The following is a 17,586-nucleotide window of genomic DNA, read 5'->3' as shown; positions in this document are numbered from 1 at the left end:
AATCCCTGTGGGAGCCAGCCTGCTCGCGAAAGCGGAGTCTCAATCAACAGGGTTGTCACTGACAGAATGCTTTCGCGAGCAGGCTCGCTCCCACAGGGATCTTTGGTGGATGAAAAGTCTGTGTACCCATTATCCTTGTCACCCCCCGCCGTACCGTTGTCAGGAGTTACCCCATGCCCCATGAAGGCAATCTGTTGCAAGCCGCTGTCGTCTTTCTGTTCGCGGCGGTGCTCACCGTGCCTTTGGCCAAACGTCTGCAACTGGGCGCGGTGCTCGGTTATCTGTTTGCCGGGGTGATCATCGGCCCTTCCGTGCTGGGTCTGATCGGCAATCCGCAGAGCGTTGCGCATATCTCCGAACTGGGTGTGGTGTTGCTGCTGTTCATCATTGGTCTTGAGTTGTCGCCGCGACGTTTGTGGGTGATGCGCAAATCGGTGTTCGGCGTGGGCCTGGCGCAAGTGCTGCTGACGGCTTCGGTGATCGGCGTATTGGCGTTGTCGGTGTTTGGCCAACCGTTGAACAGTGCAATTGTGCTTGGCCTCGGCTTGGCGTTGTCGTCCACGGCGTTCGGCCTGCAAAGCCTCGCAGAGCGAAAGGAGTTGACCAGTCCCCACGGGCGGCTTGCGTTCGCGATTCTGCTGTTCCAGGACATCGCCGCGATCCCGTTGATCGCGCTGGTGCCGATGCTCGCGGGCGTCGATCACCACACTAGCACCGCTGACGATATCCGGCACAGCCTGCAGGTACTTGGCGGCATCGCGGTGGTAGTGATTGGTGGGCGTTATCTGTTGCGCCCGGTGTTCCGCGTGGTGGCGAAAACCGGTCTGCCGGAAGTGTCCACGGCCACCGCGTTGCTGGTGGTGATCGGCACGGCGTGGTTGATGGATCTGGTCGGTGTGTCGATGGCGCTGGGGGCGTTTCTCGCCGGTCTGCTGCTGGCGGATTCGGAATATCGCCACGAGCTGGAAGCGCAGATCGAGCCGTTCAAAGGCCTGCTGCTCGGGCTGTTTTTCATCAGCGTCGGCATGGGTGCAAACCTCAGCCTGCTGCTCAGCGCGCCGTTCACCGTATTGGGCCTGACGCTGTTGCTGATTGGCCTGAAGTTGCCGCTGCTGTTCGTGGTCGGAAGGCTGGCCGGAGGCTTGAACAAAATCAGTGCGATTCGCCTCGGTATTGTCTTGGCGGCGGGCGGTGAATTCGCCTTTGTGGTGTTCAAGATCGGTCGCGATCAAGGCCTGTTCGAGCCGCGTCTGTACGACTTGCTGGTGCTGACCATCACCCTGTCGATGGCGGTCACACCGTTGCTGCTGCTGGTCTGCGCGCGTCTGGTCAGCCCGAAAGTGCAACCGGTGGAAGTGCCGGAACAATACCGTGAGATCGACACTGACACACCGCGCGTGGTGATTGCCGGCATGGGCCGGATGGGCCAGATCGTGGCGCGTATTCTGCGCGCGCAGAACATCAAGTTCGTCGCGCTCGACACGTCGGTGGAAACCATCGAACTGTCGCGCAGTTTTGGCGGTGTGCCGGTGTTCTACGGCGACCCGATGCGCCCGGAAATCCTCAACGCGGCGAAGGTCGGCGAGGCGGAATATTTCGTGATTGCCACGGATGATCCGGAGACCAATATCAAGACCGCCGAGGTGGTACGCAAGCTGTACCCGCACATGAAAATCATCGCCCGGGCGCGTAACCGTCAGCACGTGCACCGGTTGGTCGATGTCGGCGCTGAAGCAATTCGTGAGACCTATTATTCGAGCCTGGAAATGAGCCGGCGCACATTGGTGGGTCTGGGGCTGACGCAAGCTCAGGCGGATGCGCGGATCAAGCGTTTCAAGCATCACGACGAACAGGTGCTGGAGGCGCAGCACGCGGTTTACGACGACGCAGCGAAAGTCCTGCAGACCGCCCAGGAAGCCCGGGCGGAATTGGCGCGGTTGTTTGAGTCGGATCAGCTCGAAGAGGAATCACGCAAATCCTGAGCCTCACCTGATTGTTTCCACGCTCCGCGTGGGAATACAGCCCGGGACGCTCCGCGTTTCAATTCGAAGGCTGGAACGCGGAGCGTCCCTTGAGACATTCCCACGCAGAGCGTGGGAACGATCATCTTGCCGAGGTCAGGCCAGTTCGAGTTCGGGCGCTTGCTTGACCGGCGCCACCTCAAACCGATCCGCCAGAAACGGCGTGATGTCCAGCGGCAGCGGTTCATCGTTGACCAGTTTGTCCAGCAACACCCCGGTTATCGCCGACGTCAGAATCCCGGTACGAAAGTGGCCGCAGGCATTCAGATACCCTTCCACCCCACGCATCGGCCCGAGGATCGGCAGCTCATCCGGTGACCCCGGACGCAGCCCCGCCCACGTGCGTTTCAGGTTGACGTCCTTCAGCTCCGGCAAACAGCGCACCGCGCCCTGCACCAGCCCGGCGATTTCCGGGTAGGTGGTGGTGACGTCGAAGCCTTTGTCTTCAGTGGTGCTGCCGATCAGGATCTCGCCGTTGTCCTTTTGCGCCACGTAGCAATCGCTGGTGGTCAGGCAGCCGTTGAGGATCTTCGGCAGGCGTTCGGTCAGTAGAATCTGGCCTTTCACCGGTTTCACCGGGATGCGGATGCCGCTGGCCCACTCACTCAAATCCGCCGCCCACGCGCCCGCCGCGTTGATCAGGGTTTTGCAGTGAAACACGCCCTCCTCGGCTGTCTGCACGCCGGTCACGCGCGTGCCGTGGTGCAGCACGCCGGTGACGTTGGTGTTGACGAAAATATCCACGCCGTTCTGCCGCGCGCCTTCCATGTAGGCATCGGCGAGGCGGAACGGGCTGACCTGATGGTCGCAGAGAAACTCCAGCGCGCCGCGTGCTTCATGGCTGACGCTGGGCTCGGCCTCGCGCAATGCCGCCTGATCGAGCCAACGCACCTGATCGGCCAGGTGCGGAATGCAGCCGACGATATGCTCGGCGTAGAGCCGGTCTTCGTCGTCATAAATCACGAATTTCAGCCCGGTCTTTTCGAACTTGAAATCCATGCCGTGGTTGTCTTTCAGCTCACGGTGCAACGCCGGGTACAAGGCGTTGGACTGCAAGGCGAAATCGAAGAACGACGGCGGCAGAATGTGCGGCGTGCTGGCGTCCACAGCCACCGCCGCGCCTTGAGTTTCGCGCCTGCGGTTGGCCGACATCATGCGAAAGAAAATCACCCCGCAACCGAGGCCGACCGACTCACCGATCGCCCACAAACCACCGGCCGAGGCACGGGTTGCGTTGCCCGGACGCTTGGCATCGATCAGCGCGACTCTGAGGTTTTTGCGTTTGGACAATTGATAGGCGCAGGACGCCCCGATCACGCCGCCGCCGGCGATGACCACGTCATAGAACTTACTCATGGGAAACGGCCTCCGTGCCGACGGACTGGAACGCGGAAAAAGGAATCGGATCGATCGGGAAACGCGGGCGCAGCCAACCGACGTCCTTGCGTCCGGTGGCTTGGCGCAAGCGGTCGCTGCAATAGCCGATGCACATGCGCCCCTGACAATCGCCCATGCTCACGCGGGTGCGCATTTTCAGGCTGGCGATGTCTTGCACGCCCTGCTCCAGCGCCTTGTCGATGTCCGCGCGAGTCGCGTGTTCGCAACGGCAGATCACCGTGTCGGCGGCGGGCAATGCGGTCTGACCGACGCCGCGTTCGGTGTAGCGATCCACGGCGGCGCGGAAACGCACGATGGCTTTGAGTTTGCTCAGGTAACGATCGCGACGCACGCGGGCCAGTTCTTCCTCGAGCACACCGCGTTGCAGCAGGATCGAGGTCGCGGCGATCTTGCCGGCGAGCATCGCCGCTTCACCGCCGCGAATCCCGCCCATGTCACCGGCCAGATGCACCTGCGGTTCGTTGCTTTGCTGCCAGATATTGGAATTGGCGCGCAGGTAACCGTCGTCGCTGAAGCCATGGTCCAGGCCCATTTGCTGGCTCAGTTGCGTACGCGGAATGAAGCCATAACCGACCGCCAGCGTCTTCGCCTCGAAGCGTTCGATGCGGGTCATGTCCGGCTCCCACGTCGCCGAATAAGGCGCGACGCTGACGCTGTGCAATTCGCCTTCGCCGTGGGCTTCGACCACGCCCCAACCGTAATGCATCGGGATGCCGTGCAGTTTCAGGTAAGCGAGCATGCTCAAACCATCGAGGAACAGTTGCGGCTTGTTCAAGAGCGCCAGACTTTCGCGGGCGATCTTGCTGAACGCACAGGCCTCATACACGCCAGCAACGCTAACGCCGGCGGCATGCAACTGCGTCGCCACCAACGGCAGCAGCGGCCCGGTGCCGGCGATGATCACCGGCCCTTGCGGTTTGACCACGGCGCTTTTGATCTGCAATTGCAAACCGCCAAGCATGATCACTCCCGGTAGCGTCCAGCCGGGGAACGGCACGCTGCGTTCGTGGCAACCAGCAGCCAAGAGCAACTGCGGATACTCGATCTCGTGCAGTTGCTCATCGCCGTCGAGCACGACCAACGCGCGAGTGCCTTCGGCGCCGACCACACGATGGTTGAGGCGCACATCGATCAGCCCGGACTGCTCCTGAAAATCGCCGTGCAGTTTGCCCAGCGTTTCGGAGTAACGCGGGCCGAGGTAATCCAGTTGCACGCCGTCCCGCAGCGGCCCGCGATAGACCACACCGCCAAGGCGCGAAGCTTCTTCCAGCAAAGTGCAGCGCACGCCGTGGCGCGCCAGTTCGATGGCCGCCGCCATCCCCGCCGGCCCACCGCCGACGATCACCGGTTGCAGGCTCATACGACCTCCTGCGCGGTGATGCGGTTGACCTGGGTTTCGATCTGCATACCGTCGCGCACGACGGTCTGGCAAGCGCGGCGTTTGTGCCGACCATTGATTTTCACCAGACAGCACTGGCACACGCCCATGCCGCAATAGGCGCCGCTGATCTGGCCGTGATCGTTGCGCGCGATCTGGCGCACGCCGAGGGACTGGATAACGCTGAGGACGGTTTCGCCGATGGCGGCCGTGACGGGTTGACCGTTGATGTGCACGGTCATATCCGCCTGCGCCAAGGGCTGGATATCAAAGGTTCTTTCTAGGCAGTGCATTGCGATGATCTTCCGTGAAAATGTCAGTGGAGTTTTGCGCCAGCTCCTTGCTGCACTACACCGTGTCGACCCGTTGTTCTCATGCATTTTGAGGGTCTGACTGCGGTACTCCGTCAGCGCAACAGATGCGCGTACAGGCAATGTAGTCGATACCGCGACAAAGGCTTGGATCCATTTACGGTAGGCGATATCGCCGGACGAAATATTGATCCAGGCCAGTGAAGTCGGTTGGATTGTCCAACGATCAGTTGCAGAGAACGGTGCGGATTCTCGCTTTGTTGGGGGCCAGAAAGCAAAAAGCCGCTTCCACCCGAAGGTGGAAGCGGCCGAGGCACGAGCCTCAATAGAGCAATCAGTGCACGAACAGGGCGATCAGGATAATGATCGGGATCGGTACGCCGAGGAAAAACAGCAGTAGTGAACGCATGGTGGATCTCCTTGTTTAACGGACCGGAGTGGTAGTGGTGTAGGTATCGACTTCGACGTATTCGACTGCATCGCGACGACGACCGCCGAAGGTGGCTGCGAAGCTGGCGAAGAACGCACCGGCCAACAGCGCGACGAACATCCACAACGAAGTCAGGGCTGCAACTTTCGCGGCGGTATCAGCGGCTTGTTGAGCTTTGAGCTTGGCGTCGGCCAGGGCTTTCTGAGTGCGAGCGTAAATCTCATCAACACGACGTTCGGCATCGGCCTGAGTCAGGTTGGTACGCTGTGCAACCAGTTGGGCGAGGTAGGTACGGTCTTCGGCGCTCATCTGACCATCGGCCAGGCTTTGCGCAAAGATGCGGGCCACGGCGCCGTGGGCAGCGTCATCGCTGACGGAAGCAGGACGGTCATCGCGGAACAGGCTGTCGATGTAGTAGCCGTACTGATTGCTGTCGGTGTTAGCCGCAGCAGTACCGGCCGCTTGGGTCATGGCACTGGCTGCACCGCCAGCGACGCTGGCACCGGCCTGCACACCACCGCTGATGACGCTGCTGACCGAGCCGACCACCAGAACTGCAGTGACCAGAGTAGCCACGCACCAGGCGAGGAAGCCGTGAGCGGTATCGCGGAAATACACCTCGTCACCGTGCATGTTCGCCCACTTCACCCGCAGGCGACCGGCGATATAACCACCCATGCCGGAAGCGACGATCTGCGTCACCGCCAGCCAGACAATCGTGGAAATGCCCAGGCCCTTGGCGCTGACGCCCTCTCCGGCCCACGGTGAAACGGCAGAGAATCCTAAACCGAAACCGAGTAACACCAGGATCATCGACAGGGCAGCGGCAGCCGCGGCACCTGCGAAAATCGCGCCCCAGGACACGCCCGAAACGCTGCTCGACTCTTCAACGGCGGGATAAAACCCATCAGGGGATCTATTCATTGTTGTTCTGCTCCAGGCATGAAAAATGGTGTTACAACTCGTCATCAGATGAATTGCAGCGACCGTGCCAGTTGCAGCAAATAAATAAATCCTTGTATTTCAACGTTTTAGAAAAGATGAACTTCCTAAGACCATGCAAATTGCAACAAGCGCCGAATAACAGCGGGTTTTATGCATTGGCACCCATTGCGCGCAGGCGCGAAATTTGCGTTTGTGACAGGCCAACATGAAAGTTAATTTAAAGCGTCGCCGGAATTTCTTGGCAAAATGCTGCCATTCCGTTTGAACCGATCAGCAGGCCTGCCTATGACTCGTATCTTGACCATCGAAGACGACGCCGTGACCGCCCGGGAAATCGTCGCCGAACTGAGCAGCCACGGGCTGGAAGTTGACTGGGTCGACAATGGCCGCGAAGGCCTCGACCGCGCCGTGAGCGGCAATTACGACCTGATCACCCTCGACCGCATGTTGCCCGAACTCGATGGCCTGGCCATCGTCACCACGCTGCGCACCATGGGCGTGGCCACGCCGATTCTGATGATCAGTGCCCTCTCCGATGTCGATGAACGTGTGCGCGGTTTGCGTGCCGGCGGCGATGATTACCTGACCAAACCGTTCGCCACCGATGAAATGGCCGCGCGGGTTGAAGTGTTGCTGCGGCGGCAGAACAGCGGCGCCACGCAGGCCACCACGTTGCAAGTGGCCGACCTCGAACTCGACTTGATCAGCCATGAAGCACGCCGCGCCGAACAGGTGCTGACGCTGCTGCCGACCGAATACAAGCTGCTGGAATTCCTGATGCGCAACAGCGGCCAGATTCTCTCGCGGATGATGATTTTCGAAGAAGTCTGGGGCTATCACTTCGACCCGGGCACCAACCTGATCGATGTGCACATTGGCCGTCTGCGCAAGAAAATCGACGCTGCAGGCAATGTTCCGCTGATCCGCACGGTACGGGGCTCGGGTTATGTCATTGCCGAACCCGTCTGACGGTTGGCGCTCCTCCAGCAGCCGTTTGCTGGCGCTGTACAGTTCGCTGTTCGTGGCGTGGAGCGCGATCCTCATGGGGGTCATGTACTACGAAGTTTCCGGCTACCTCGACAACCTCGCCAAACACTCGCTGATGCAACGTCAGCATCTGTTTTCGCACTTTCGCGGTGAGCAACTGGAAGAAGCGCTCGCCGCGAGCATGACCTTTGATATTCGCGGCATCGACGCCTATGGCTTGTTCGATGCCGAAGGCGTTTACCTTGGCGGTGCGCTGCAGCAGATTCCCGAAGGTCTGCCGCTGGACGGCAAGATCCACATGCTCGCCGATTGCGCCAATTCCGACGACCCAACCCTGCCCAATGACAGCTGCGACGCCGTCGCCACGCAAACCCGCGACGGGCGCTGGCTGGTGCTGTTGCGCGACAACGGTTCGTTGTTCGCGGTGACGCGGATCATTTTGCATGCGTTGTTCTGGGGAGTGTCGCTGACGATTCTGCCGGGGATTGCCGGTTGGCATTTGCTGCGACGCCGACCGCTGCGGCGGATTCGTGCGATTCAGGCCAGCGCCCAGGCGATTGTTGCCGGCGACCTGACGCATCGTTTGCCGCTGTCCAATCGCCGCGATGAACTGGACATGCTCGCCGCCATCGTCAACGCCATGCTCGAACGCATCGAGCGCTTGATGAATGAAGTCAAAGGCGTCTGCGACAATATCGCCCATGATTTGCGCACCCCGCTGACGCGCCTGCGCGCGCAGTTGTATCGCATGCAGCAGCAGGCCGGCGAAGGTTCGCAGGAAGCGGCGCAACTGGATCTGGTGCTGGCGGAAGCGGATACGCTGATGGCGCGGTTTCGCGGGTTGTTGCGGATCTCCGAACTGGAGGATCGGCAGCGGCGCTCAGGGTTTGTCGAACTTGATCCGGTGCAGTTGCTGGAAGAACTGCATGAGTTTTACCTGCCGCTGGCCGAGGAAGGCGAGTTGCGTTTCGATTTGAACATGCCGGAAACATTGCCGCCGCTGAACGGTGATCGGGCATTGTTGTTCGAAGCGCTGGCGAATCTGCTGAGCAACTCGATCAAGTTCACCCCGCCGGGCGGCACGGTGATGCTGCGCGGCGTGAATGCGGGTGGCCAGACGCGGATTGAAGTGCACGACTCCGGACCGGGGATCCCCGAGGCTGAACGCGAAGCGGTATTCCAGCGCTTTTATCGCGCCGACGGTGGCCAGCCGCTGGGTGGGTTTGGCCTGGGGCTGTCGATTGTCGCGGCGATTGTCAGCCTGCATGGCTTCAGCCTTGAAGTCGGCAGCAGCGATCTGGGCGGGGCGAAACTGGTGCTCGATTGCCGCCAGAGTTTGATCGAGAATTCCTGATTCCGCCACGAGCGTTCCCACGCTCTGCGTGGGAACGATCATGCAATCCCCTGTGGGAGCTAGCCCTGCTGGCGATCGCGGTGTGTCAGTCAACAACTTCATTGGATGACACCCCGCCATCGCTAGCAGGGCTAGCTCCCACAAGGGTTGCAGCGTATCTGTCAGGCTGGGTAATTGGCGCGCAGTGCGTCGAGGCCACCCTGGTAGATGCCATTGAATAGCGCCACGACCTCCTCATCGCTGACGCCTTTGGCGTTGAAGCGCCCCGACCACGTCACGCGTGCGCCCTGCCCCTGGGCCTCGACCTTGATCGTCGCCAGATAATCCGTCGCCGGAAACGGTGCCTGTTCAATCGAATAGCTGTAGGTCTTCGCGGCATTGTCGAACGCTTGCAAACGCTCGACCACCACAGCGCCATCCGCCGTTTGCAGTGTGCGCACGCGGCCACCGTCGCTCAGTTCGCTGTTGGGAATGAACGGCAGCCAGTCCGGCAGCGTGTTGAAGCCGCCGATCAATTGCCAGACCTGATCGGCCGAAGCCGGAATATCGATGGTTGCGGATGCTGTAGGCATAGATAAATCTCTCTGGGGAATTCAGATAGTGAGGCTGTCGACCACGCCGCCATCAACGCGCAAAGCAGCGCCCGTGGTGGCCGACGACAGCGGCGAAGCAATGTAGGTGACCAGATGCGCGACTTCTTCGACATCCGCGACACGCTGGATGATCGAGGTCGGGCGGGCCTTGAGCACGAAGGCATCGGCTTCATCGCGCAGGTTACGCCCGGATTCAGCGGCGGCGTCCTTAAGCATGTCTTGCAGGCCATCGGTGAAGGTCGGTCCCGGCAGGATCGAATTGACCGTCACCCCGGTGCCCGCCAGACGTTTGGCCAAACCGTGGGACACCGCGAGATTGGCGCTTTTGGTCACGCCATAATTGATCATGTCGGCAGGCGTTGCCACCCCCGATTCCGAGGACAGGAAAATCACCCGCCCCCAACCTTGCTCGACCATCCCGGGCACGTAATGCCGAGACAAGCGCACGCCGGAAATCACGTTGACCTCATAGAAGCGCGTCCACTCGCTGTCCGGCGCTTCGAAGAAATCCACGGCGTCGAAGATGCCGAGGTTGTTGACCAGAATGTCGGCGCGGGGTTCGGCGGCGAACAGTGTCTGCGCACCCTCCGCTGTGCCCAGATCCGCAGTCAAACCACGCAACTGCGCGCCCGGGACTTTCTCGCGAATACTCGCCAACGCCTGTTCAACCTTGCCCGTGTCGCGGCCGATCACCACCACCGTCGCCCCGGCTTCGGCCAACGACTGGCTGATGCCCAGACCAATGCCGGCGGTGCTGCCGCTGACGATGGCCAGTTTTCCACTCAGATCAATCTTCATGCTTTCACCTCATCGATTGGCAATGGTGCACGTTCGGAAACCAGTTGGGCGTCGCGCATCGCCTGCCAGAAACCGGCAGGGATAGTCGCCGACAACGCCGCGACATCTTCAGCAATGCGGCCGGGTTTGCTCGCCCCCGGAATCACCGCAGCCACCGCGGGATTGGCCAGCGAGAACTGTAGCGCAGCGGCTTTGATACCGACGTTGTAAGCAGCGGCGATGCGTTTGATCTGCTCGACCTTGGCGATGACTTCAGGGCTGGCCTGCTGATACTCGAAGTGCGCGCCACCGGCCAGAATGCCCGAGCTGTAAGGCCCACCGACGACGATTTCAACGTTCTGCGCCAAGGCCGAATCCATCAGGCGTTGCAACGGACGTTCGTGATCCAGCAGCGTGTAACGACCGGCCAACAGGAAGCCGTCCGGCTGCGCTTCAGTCAGGTCGAGGGTCAGTTCGCACGGCTCGACTTTGTTGACGCCCAGGCCCCAGCCTTTAATGACGCCTTCTTCACGCAAGCGGGTCAGCACTTTGAACGCGCCGGTGCGAGCCTGATCGAAGTATTCCAGCCATTGATCGCCGTAGAAATCCTGGGCGATGTCGTGCACCCAGACGATGTCGAGGCGATCAGTCTGCAGGCGTTTGAGGCTATCTTCGATGGAACGCAGGGTCGCGTCGGCGCTGTAGTCGTTGACGATCTTGTTCGGGCGACCGTGTTCGAACACGCCACTTTTTTCACCGAGATCGCGGGCGGCTGCATCCTCGACTTCATCGAGAATGACCCGACCGACCTTGCTGCTGAGCACGTAGTCGTCACGCTTGTATTGCTTGAGCGCTTCGCCGAGACGAATTTCCGAGAGGCCCGAGCCGTAAAATGGCGCGGTGTCGAAGTAACGCACGCCGGCCTCCCACGCGGCATGCACAGTGGCCTGCGCTTCGGCTTCGGGGATGGCGCGGAACATGTTGCCCAACGGTGCCGTGCCAAAGCCCAGTTGGCCGGGCAGTTTGTCTTTCAAGCTCATGGGTTTTTCCTCAATCGGTTCTGGGTCTGTGTGACCGTTGAGCAGATCCTAGATTGCGACACCGAGACCGTCCAAGACATAATGTGCAGCACTTGAGTCCCTATAGGTCTGACATGATCGACATCCGTCAATTGCGCTATTTCGTTGTCGTCGCCGAGGAAGAACACGTCGGCCGCGCCGCCGAACGGCTGCACATTTCTCAATCGCCGCTGAGCCGGCAGATCGCCCAGCTCGAAGAACGATTGGGTCTGACCCTGTTTGAGCGCAGCCAACAACGCATCCGCCTGACCCGCGATGGCCAGACCTTCCTCGCCGAAACCCGCGCCCTGCTCACCCACGCCAATCGCCTGGAATCCCTCGGCAAACGGCTGGGCCGGGGCGAAGAAGGCGGTTTGTGCATCGGCTATATCGAAAACGCCATGCATGCCGGCGTGCTGCCCAACGCGTTGCGCTTATTGCGCGGCGATCGCCCCAACGTCCACGTCGCGCTGTACAACCTCAGTTCCGCCGAGCAATTGGAAGGCTTGCGACAGCGTAGTCTCGATATCGCCCTGGTGAGTGATCCGCCGACCGATGACGACCCGGATTTACTGGGTTTTCAGGTGCTGGATGATCCGATGCTGCTGGCGTTGCCGGAGCATCATCCGCTGGCGCAGCAGGCTTCGTTGACCCCGCAGGATCTGGCCGATCAGGAATGGATCGGCGTGCAGCCGCGCCAGGATGCCGGCGATGAATTCGTCAGCGCGTGCATTCGTGCCGGGTTCACCCCGGACGTGCGCATGCAGGCGACCGAACCGTTTACCGCGCTGGGGCTGGTGGCGTCGGGGCTGGGGATTGCGATGATTCAAAAGGGCTTGAGCCAAAATGCGCCGCCGGGTGTGCTGTTGCGAGAACTGCCTTGGCTGACGTTGACCACGCCGTTGTGGGCGGCGTGGCATCGGGTCAATTTGCGGCCGTTGGTGGAGACGTTCCGCAAAGTCCTGACTGACGGCAAGATATCAGCTGACTGACCCACCGCATTCGCGAGCAAGCTCGCTCGCTCCCACAGGGACTGTAGGTGTCAGTTACTCTGGAGGTGGAGCTTCCCATCGCCATCGACTTTGGCGCGAACGTCAGCATAAGTGTCCAGCGTCGCATGGCGCGTTTCCAGAGCATGCTGGTGCGTGGTGGTGATGATCATCAACGGCGCGCCCGCCGCTTCCGCTGCTTGAATACCCACGGTGGCGTCTTCGAAAATCAGGCAATCATTGGGTTCAAGCCCAAGACGCTTGGCGGCCAGCAGATAACCCGCCGGATCAGGTTTGCCCGCCTTCACATCTTCAGCGGTGATCATCAGCGAAGGCTCGGGAATCCCCGCCGCCGCCATCCGGCGCAAAGCCAGATCCCGTGGTGCCGAGGTCACCATCGCCCAGCGGTCTTTCGGCAAGCTGTGGAGAAACGCTGCCGCGCCGGGAATCTCGACGATGCCTTCAACGTCTTCGATTTCCGCGTGGGTGATGAACGCCGCTTGCGCCTCGGCATCAACGCCGGGCAGGTTCAGGCGATTGATGGTGTCGATGGCACGCGCGCCATGAATGGTCGGCAAAAACGTTTCCACATCGACGCCATGCCGCACCGCCCAGGCAGACCAGATGCGCTCGGCAGCGGCGATGGAATTGAGGACGGTGCCGTCCATGTCGAACAGGAACGCGCCGAACGCGCGATCGAAAACAGAATCGTGAGCAGACAAAACGTCGCATCCTCTGGCAATAAACCGGGCCGGCAATGTAGCACTTGCCGGGCCGATTGACCCAGCGTGTCAGTGCAGGCGCGGGGCCTTGGACTTGAACGCGCTGTCTACGCAGTCGAGCAACTGGCCGATGGCCCAAGGCTTTTTGATGAACGCCACCGAATGCTTGACCCCGGAAGTCTCCGGCGTTTCATAGCCGGACATGACCATCACCGGTTTGTCCGGCCAGCGGTCACCAACCAGGTTGGCCAGATCGGCGCCATTGAGGGTGCCGGGCATGGTGATATCGGTGAGCAATAACGCGACTTGCTGGGCGTGTTGCTCCAGATAAAGCGATGCGGCGTCAGCACTGGTGTGCGGCTCGACCTTGAAACCTTCCTCCTGAAGAATTTCGCAGAGAAACTCCAGAATCAACGGATCATCCTCAACCACCAGAATCAATCCGTCAGGAAGGTGCTCGTCCGCCGTCGATGTTGGGCACATGAAACTGCACTCCCTGAATTGCATTAACGATTTAGCGGCTTGAATCCGCTGCTTATCAGGTATGAGCGGTGGGCTCTGCAGAAATTCATTTTTGATACAGGTCTTTTCAAGAACGTTGTTTTTGCCCGCCAGCAGCAATCGTTCGCTGGGCCATATTTGTGGTTAAAATGCCGGCCCTTTTGCTTGCCGACCCTGACCGATGAACCCTGAAGCCCTCGCCACCCTCCACGCTCATTTGCTGCCTGCGCTCGCGGCGGCGCCGAATGAGACCCGACGTCTGTTCCACGGGCGCGGGCGCTGCTGGCCGGGGCTGGAACAGTTGACCGTGGACTGGCTGCAAGGCGTGGTGCTGGTGTCATTGTTCAAGGAGCCGCTGCCGGAACAGCTCGCTGCACTCAAGCGCTTGCTGCTGGACATCACCGAGGCCGACGAATGGCAGCAAAGTGGCGCACACACGTTGCTGATCCAGCATCGATACTTGCCGCAAAGCACGGCTGAATGGCTGCTGGGCGCCGAGATTGACGAAATGACCATCGTCGAGGGTGGTCTGCAGTACCGGATCGATCTGGGCCTCAAACAAAACACCGGTTTGTTTCTCGACATGCGCTACGGTCGCAACTGGGTGCGCGAACAGGCCAGCGGCAAGCGGGTGTTGAATCTCTTCGCCTACACCTGCGGATTTTCCGTGGCGGCGATCGAGGGTGGCGCCGATCACGTGGTCAATCTGGACATGTCCCGCGCAGCTTTGAGCCGTGGCCGCGACAATCACCGCTTGAATGGCCATGACCTGAGCAAGGTCAGTTTCCTCGGCCACGACCTGTTCAAATCCTGGGGCAAAGTGATCAACAGCGGCCCGTACGATCTGGTAATCATCGACCCGCCGTCGTTTCAGAAAGGCAGTTTCCTGCTGACCAAGGATTACCAGCGCGTGCTGCGCCGCTTGCCGGAATTGCTGACGGCGCAGGGCACCGTGCTGGCGTGCATGAACGATCCGGCGTTTGGTTCGGACTTTCTGATTGATGGCGTCACACAGGAAGCGCCGGGGTTGCGCTTTGAGCAGCGGCTGGAGAATCCGCCGGAGTTTGCGGATGTTGATCCGCAGAGCGGGCTTAAGGCGCTAGTGTTTCAACGAATCTCCTGAACACCCTGATCGAATGTGGGAGCAAGCTCGCTCCCACAGGGATAGGTGCATGGCTGATGATCTTCAGTGCGCGCGCAACACCAGCGCAAACAACTCGCCATGCCCGCTGACATTGAGCTTCTGATAAAGATTGCGTCGATGCACTTTCACCGTCTCCGGGGAAATGCCTAGCTGCTGGGCAATCGCCTTGCTGGAAAAGCCCTGCAGGATCAGCCGCGCTGTGTCGACTTCCCGTGCGGTCAGCCGGGCATCGAAGCGATCAAGCAAAGTCGCCAGATCACCGACCGCCACGTCCGCCACCGGCCCCTGCGGCGGCAGCAACTGCACGTGCCGTCGCATCGCCGCCAACACCCAATCCCTCACGCAAAGCAACCTGCCCTGCTCGGCCAAATCGAACGTCGTCGAGCGTCCCAATGACAACCCGAGCACGCCGGCGTCGAGGTTGATGATGACCTGCAATTCGTCTTCGCCGACCACCGGACGAAAGTAGCTCTGGTAGTACTCACTGTGCAGAAACTGGTCCGGCGCGACCGACGCCAGACTGTGCAGACCGTCACTGATGCCAGCCGACGCGGCTTGATAAAACGGATCGAGCAGGTACATGCCGGCGGTGTAATCGGCCAGTTCCTCCTGCTCGGCGGCGCTGCCCTTGCTGTCGAAGTCGATCAGCAATTGTGGCGGTTGCCCGGCCTTCATGACCGCTACCAGCGCGTTGTCCACGGGCACCAGCAAGCGCAGGGTGTCGACCAGCGCGCGCCAGAAACCGTCCTGCCCGACACTGGCAAACACCCGCGCCAGGCTTTGATGCACCGGCAATTCCTGCAACAACGCGTCCACGTTCTACCCCTTCTGTGTAACCCATGATGGGAATGGGTCTGGTGCGATCCGCCCGATAGGCTGATTACCGTTGCTCATACCGGCCCGCCGCATCATGCGGTGTCGGCGGGAGGAGTTCAACCGGTCCGCTTCCCACAGAGGAACGTGACAGTCAGTGCCATTTTTATCTGCCTTCTAGAGAGACAAGAACCGATGAAACCTCGTGCCCGTGACCTCAACATTCGCCTCGGCCAGATGCAGCCCGGCCCGCTCAACGCGATCACCGATGTGCCCGGCGTGCGTGTCGGCCACAGCAACGTGCGCGGTCGCAGCGATGCCGGGCGGGACATTTATACCGGCGTCACGCTGATCGAACCGCGTCGCGGCTCGACCAACCAGCAACCGTGTTTCGCCGGCGTGCACGTGCTCAACGGCAATGGTGATGCCACGGGTCTGGAGTGGATTCGCGAGGCCGGTTTGCTGACCAGCCCGATCGCCTTCACCAACACCCACAGCCTCGGCGTGGTGCGTGATGCGCTGATTGCACTGGACCGTGAGCAGCAACCGGACGACGGTCGTCTCTACTGGAACATGCCGGTGGTGCTGGAGACTTATGATGGTTTGCTCAACGACATCAACGGCTTCCACGTCAAACCGGCGCATGTTGCCGAGGCGTTGAAATCAGCCACCGACGGTCCTGTGGTTGAAGGCGCGGTGGGCGGTGGCAGCGGCATGATCTGCCATGAATTCAAGGGCGGCATTGGCACCGCCTCGCGCCGGTTGAGCGCGGCTCAGGGCGGCTGGACTGTCGGCGCCATCGTCCAGGCCAACCATGGCATTCGCAGTGAATTGCGTGTCGACGGCTACCCGGTCGGGCGTTACATGGAACAGAAGGACTCGCCGTTCTTGCGGGCCTCGCTGCCGCATCCGGGCATGGGTTCGATTGTCGTGTGCCTGGCGACCGATGCGCCGCTGCTGCCCCACCAATGCACGCGTCTGGCGCAACGTGCGAGCCTCGGCCTGGCCCGCACCGGTGGCGGTAACGAAGACCACAGCGGCGACATCTTCATCGCCTTCGCCACCGGCAATGAGCACGTCCCGCCAGCGGCCTATGAAGGGAAAGGCGCGCCGACGTGCGACGGTTTGCGCATGGTCAATAACGACCACATCAGCGAGCTGTTTCTAGCGGCTACCGAGGCGGTCGAAGAGGCGATCATCAATGCGTTGCTGGCCAGTGACAGCACCGAGGGCAATGGGCATTCGGTGCCGGGGCTGGATGCGCAAACGCTGCTCGCCGCGCTCGCAAAAGCAGGTTGGCCCGGCTCTCGTTAACCCTGAATGACCTGTGGGAGCGAGCTTGCTCGCGAAAGCGATCCGTCAGTTAATGATGATTCGACTGACACGACGCCTTCGCGAGCAGGCTCGCGCCCACAAGGGGCTATGCGAACAGTGCGTGCCTCAGTGCAGCGTCAGGCGCTGGCGAACAAATTCTTCAACGTGACGGGTGGTCTGATCCAGATGCCGGTCGCGCTGCTTTTCGGCATCGAGCATGGCGCGCTTGCCGTTTTTCTGCAGAAGGTAAGTGTGAATCTGCTGCACTTCCAGCGAGCGATAGATTGGCGTGGTGTCGATAAACCCGCGCAAGCCGTTACTGCGGTAGTGCCGGGTGCTCATCAGCACTTGGGTCTCACGCGAGCCGATCACTTCAAAACCCATCGCTTCGAAACACGGCACTTTACCAACCGTGCACGCCAGTTCGGCATGCGGGTAACGTCCGACCATGTCAGCGATCATCGCCCGCGCCACGCCTTGCCGACGATGCCCTTCGCGCACCGCCATGTAGGCGACGCTGCAGGCTTCCCAGTCGCCCTGCACCGGCAGGTACAACAGGAAACCGATGACCTGCTCCGGATCATCGTCATCGGTCGCCACCAGCAACTCGACCTCGGTGCCCTTCTCGCCGTTCAACGCTTCCAGATACAGATGCACCTCGTAGCCGACCGCGTACTGATAGACGTTGTAGAGCAGATTGCTCGGGCCCAGGCCCACGGCGCTGATGTCCGTCAGGTAGTCGACGACCATCTGCAGAATCTGGCTGTTGACGCCTTCCGGGCAGGGAGATGTGTAATGGGTGATGCGGGGCATGGTGGCTGAACTCCGGCAGAAAACCGCGACATCATACC

General features: G+C 60.9%; 17 protein-coding genes. 6 read left to right on the top strand and 11 right to left on the bottom strand.

The genetic code is table 11. From position 1 onward, the window contains the following. The first annotated feature begins 173 nt into the window (after window positions 1-173). Window positions 174-1,982, top strand: coding sequence for a monovalent cation:proton antiporter-2 (CPA2) family protein (locus tag ACQ4OE_RS09260; protein WP_430946448.1), 1,809 nt, complete (start codon window positions 174-176; stop codon window positions 1,980-1,982). Between the two features lie 135 nt (window positions 1,983-2,117). Here ACQ4OE_RS09260 and hcnC read toward each other — a convergent pair whose 3' ends face one another. The 4 genes from hcnC to ACQ4OE_RS09240 all read right to left on the bottom strand — a co-directional run bounded on the left by hcnC (window position 2,118) and on the right by ACQ4OE_RS09240 (window position 6,462). Continuing rightward, on the bottom strand, window positions 2,118-3,377 hold the full coding sequence (gene hcnC, locus ACQ4OE_RS09255) for a cyanide-forming glycine dehydrogenase subunit HcnC (protein ID WP_430946447.1): 1,260 nt from the start codon (window positions 3,375-3,377) through the stop codon (window positions 2,118-2,120). Further along, window positions 3,370-4,779 carry a cyanide-forming glycine dehydrogenase subunit HcnB gene (hcnB, locus tag ACQ4OE_RS09250; RefSeq protein ID WP_430946446.1) on the bottom strand — a complete coding sequence of 470 codons (1,410 nt, stop codon included), beginning with the start codon at window positions 4,777-4,779 and terminating at the stop codon, window positions 3,370-3,372. The genes hcnC and hcnB overlap by 8 nt, the downstream gene beginning before the upstream one ends. Beyond that, complete coding sequence (hcnA, locus tag ACQ4OE_RS09245; protein WP_122590184.1) at window positions 4,776-5,090, bottom strand: cyanide-forming glycine dehydrogenase subunit HcnA; 315 nt, start codon at window positions 5,088-5,090, stop codon at window positions 4,776-4,778. Before hcnA ends, hcnB begins: the two co-directional genes overlap by 4 nt. A gap of 442 nt (window positions 5,091-5,532) precedes the next feature. Then, entirely contained in the window at window positions 5,533-6,462 is a 930-nt protein-coding gene (locus ACQ4OE_RS09240; RefSeq protein WP_122590187.1) for a hypothetical protein, read from the bottom strand. Between the two features lie 306 nt (window positions 6,463-6,768). Here ACQ4OE_RS09240 and ACQ4OE_RS09235 point away from each other — a divergent pair, with 306 nt between their 5' ends. Together ACQ4OE_RS09235 and ACQ4OE_RS09230 are read left to right on the top strand one after the other, a co-directional pair. Next, a complete protein-coding gene (locus ACQ4OE_RS09235) occupies window positions 6,769-7,452 on the top strand; it encodes a response regulator transcription factor (protein WP_122590190.1) in 684 nt (227 codons plus the stop codon). Continuing rightward, window positions 7,430-8,824, top strand: a complete 1,395-nt coding sequence (locus ACQ4OE_RS09230; protein WP_430946445.1) for a sensor histidine kinase — start codon at window positions 7,430-7,432, stop codon at window positions 8,822-8,824. Before ACQ4OE_RS09235 ends, ACQ4OE_RS09230 begins: the two co-directional genes overlap by 23 nt. A 161-nt stretch (window positions 8,825-8,985) precedes the next feature. Here the strand turns inward: ACQ4OE_RS09230 and ACQ4OE_RS09225 are convergent, their stop codons facing one another. The 3 genes from ACQ4OE_RS09225 to ACQ4OE_RS09215 are packed head-to-tail and all read right to left on the bottom strand — an operon-like array spanning window position 8,986 to window position 11,234. Further along, on the bottom strand, window positions 8,986-9,396 hold the full coding sequence (locus ACQ4OE_RS09225; protein WP_122590194.1) for an SRPBCC family protein: 411 nt from the start codon (window positions 9,394-9,396) through the stop codon (window positions 8,986-8,988). Between the two features lie 21 nt (window positions 9,397-9,417). Then, window positions 9,418-10,215, bottom strand: coding sequence for an SDR family oxidoreductase (locus tag ACQ4OE_RS09220; RefSeq protein ID WP_122590196.1), 798 nt, complete (start codon window positions 10,213-10,215; stop codon window positions 9,418-9,420). After that, complete coding sequence (locus ACQ4OE_RS09215) at window positions 10,212-11,234, bottom strand: aldo/keto reductase (protein ID WP_430946444.1); 1,023 nt, start codon at window positions 11,232-11,234, stop codon at window positions 10,212-10,214. The genes ACQ4OE_RS09220 and ACQ4OE_RS09215 overlap by 4 nt, the downstream gene beginning before the upstream one ends. 113 nt (window positions 11,235-11,347) lie before the next feature. Here ACQ4OE_RS09215 and ACQ4OE_RS09210 point away from each other — a divergent pair, with 113 nt between their 5' ends. Further along, window positions 11,348-12,244 (top strand): LysR substrate-binding domain-containing protein, encoded by an 897-nt coding sequence (locus tag ACQ4OE_RS09210; RefSeq protein ID WP_430946443.1) that lies wholly within the window; start codon window positions 11,348-11,350, stop codon window positions 12,242-12,244. A gap of 50 nt (window positions 12,245-12,294) precedes the next feature. On the opposite strand, the gene ACQ4OE_RS09205 is transcribed toward ACQ4OE_RS09210, so the two are convergent. Together ACQ4OE_RS09205 and ACQ4OE_RS09200 are read right to left on the bottom strand one after the other, a co-directional pair. Beyond that, window positions 12,295-12,963 carry an HAD family hydrolase gene (locus tag ACQ4OE_RS09205; protein ID WP_430946442.1) on the bottom strand — a complete coding sequence of 223 codons (669 nt, stop codon included), beginning with the start codon at window positions 12,961-12,963 and terminating at the stop codon, window positions 12,295-12,297. Window positions 12,964-13,032: 69 nt separating this feature from the next. After that, entirely contained in the window at window positions 13,033-13,446 is a 414-nt protein-coding gene (locus ACQ4OE_RS09200; RefSeq protein ID WP_430946441.1) for a response regulator, read from the bottom strand. Between the two features lie 199 nt (window positions 13,447-13,645). On the opposite strand from ACQ4OE_RS09200, the gene ACQ4OE_RS09195 reads away from it, so the two are divergent. Further along, the gene (locus ACQ4OE_RS09195; RefSeq protein WP_430946440.1) at window positions 13,646-14,587 is read left to right on the top strand and encodes a class I SAM-dependent methyltransferase; all 942 of its coding nucleotides are present in this window, start codon (window positions 13,646-13,648) and stop codon (window positions 14,585-14,587) included. A gap of 63 nt (window positions 14,588-14,650) precedes the next feature. Here ACQ4OE_RS09195 and ACQ4OE_RS09190 read toward each other — a convergent pair whose 3' ends face one another. Next, window positions 14,651-15,424 carry a helix-turn-helix transcriptional regulator gene (locus ACQ4OE_RS09190; protein ID WP_430946439.1) on the bottom strand — a complete coding sequence of 258 codons (774 nt, stop codon included), beginning with the start codon at window positions 15,422-15,424 and terminating at the stop codon, window positions 14,651-14,653. Between the two features lie 192 nt (window positions 15,425-15,616). On the opposite strand from ACQ4OE_RS09190, the gene ACQ4OE_RS09185 reads away from it, so the two are divergent. Next, window positions 15,617-16,735, top strand: a complete 1,119-nt coding sequence (locus tag ACQ4OE_RS09185) for a P1 family peptidase (protein WP_430946438.1) — start codon at window positions 15,617-15,619, stop codon at window positions 16,733-16,735. A gap of 126 nt (window positions 16,736-16,861) precedes the next feature. On the opposite strand, the gene ACQ4OE_RS09180 is transcribed toward ACQ4OE_RS09185, so the two are convergent. Continuing rightward, window positions 16,862-17,548, bottom strand: coding sequence for a GNAT family N-acetyltransferase (locus ACQ4OE_RS09180; RefSeq protein ID WP_430946437.1), 687 nt, complete (start codon window positions 17,546-17,548; stop codon window positions 16,862-16,864). Window positions 17,549-17,586 lie beyond the last annotated feature (38 nt).

This window comes from Pseudomonas sp. WC2 (assembly GCF_050586545.1).
Lineage (GTDB): Bacteria > Pseudomonadota > Gammaproteobacteria > Pseudomonadales > Pseudomonadaceae > Aquipseudomonas.
This window is presented reverse-complemented; position numbering and strand designations above follow the sequence as displayed.

Bases quoted from the DNA above. Each gene is read 5' to 3' on its own strand.
- ACQ4OE_RS09260 (WP_430946448.1), top strand. From the start codon at position 174: ATGCCCCATGAAGGCAATCTGTTGCAAGCCGCTGTCGTCTTTCTGTTC.
- hcnC (WP_430946447.1), bottom strand. From the start codon at position 3,377: ATGAGTAAGTTCTATGACGTGGTCATCGCCGGCGGCGGCGTGATCGGG.
- hcnB (WP_430946446.1), bottom strand. From the start codon at position 4,779: ATGAGCCTGCAACCGGTGATCGTCGGCGGTGGGCCGGCGGGGATGGCG.
- hcnA (WP_122590184.1), bottom strand. From the start codon at position 5,090: ATGCACTGCCTAGAAAGAACCTTTGATATCCAGCCCTTGGCGCAGGCG.
- ACQ4OE_RS09240 (WP_122590187.1), bottom strand. From the start codon at position 6,462: ATGAATAGATCCCCTGATGGGTTTTATCCCGCCGTTGAAGAGTCGAGC.
- ACQ4OE_RS09235 (WP_122590190.1), top strand. From the start codon at position 6,769: ATGACTCGTATCTTGACCATCGAAGACGACGCCGTGACCGCCCGGGAA.
- ACQ4OE_RS09230 (WP_430946445.1), top strand. From the start codon at position 7,430: ATGTCATTGCCGAACCCGTCTGACGGTTGGCGCTCCTCCAGCAGCCGT.
- ACQ4OE_RS09225 (WP_122590194.1), bottom strand. From the start codon at position 9,396: ATGCCTACAGCATCCGCAACCATCGATATTCCGGCTTCGGCCGATCAG.
- ACQ4OE_RS09220 (WP_122590196.1), bottom strand. From the start codon at position 10,215: ATGAAGATTGATCTGAGTGGAAAACTGGCCATCGTCAGCGGCAGCACC.
- ACQ4OE_RS09215 (WP_430946444.1), bottom strand. From the start codon at position 11,234: ATGAGCTTGAAAGACAAACTGCCCGGCCAACTGGGCTTTGGCACGGCA.
- ACQ4OE_RS09210 (WP_430946443.1), top strand. From the start codon at position 11,348: ATGATCGACATCCGTCAATTGCGCTATTTCGTTGTCGTCGCCGAGGAA.
- ACQ4OE_RS09200 (WP_430946441.1), bottom strand. From the start codon at position 13,446: ATGTGCCCAACATCGACGGCGGACGAGCACCTTCCTGACGGATTGATT.
- ACQ4OE_RS09195 (WP_430946440.1), top strand. From the start codon at position 13,646: ATGAACCCTGAAGCCCTCGCCACCCTCCACGCTCATTTGCTGCCTGCG.
- ACQ4OE_RS09185 (WP_430946438.1), top strand. From the start codon at position 15,617: ATGAAACCTCGTGCCCGTGACCTCAACATTCGCCTCGGCCAGATGCAG.
- ACQ4OE_RS09180 (WP_430946437.1), bottom strand. From the start codon at position 17,548: ATGCCCCGCATCACCCATTACACATCTCCCTGCCCGGAAGGCGTCAAC.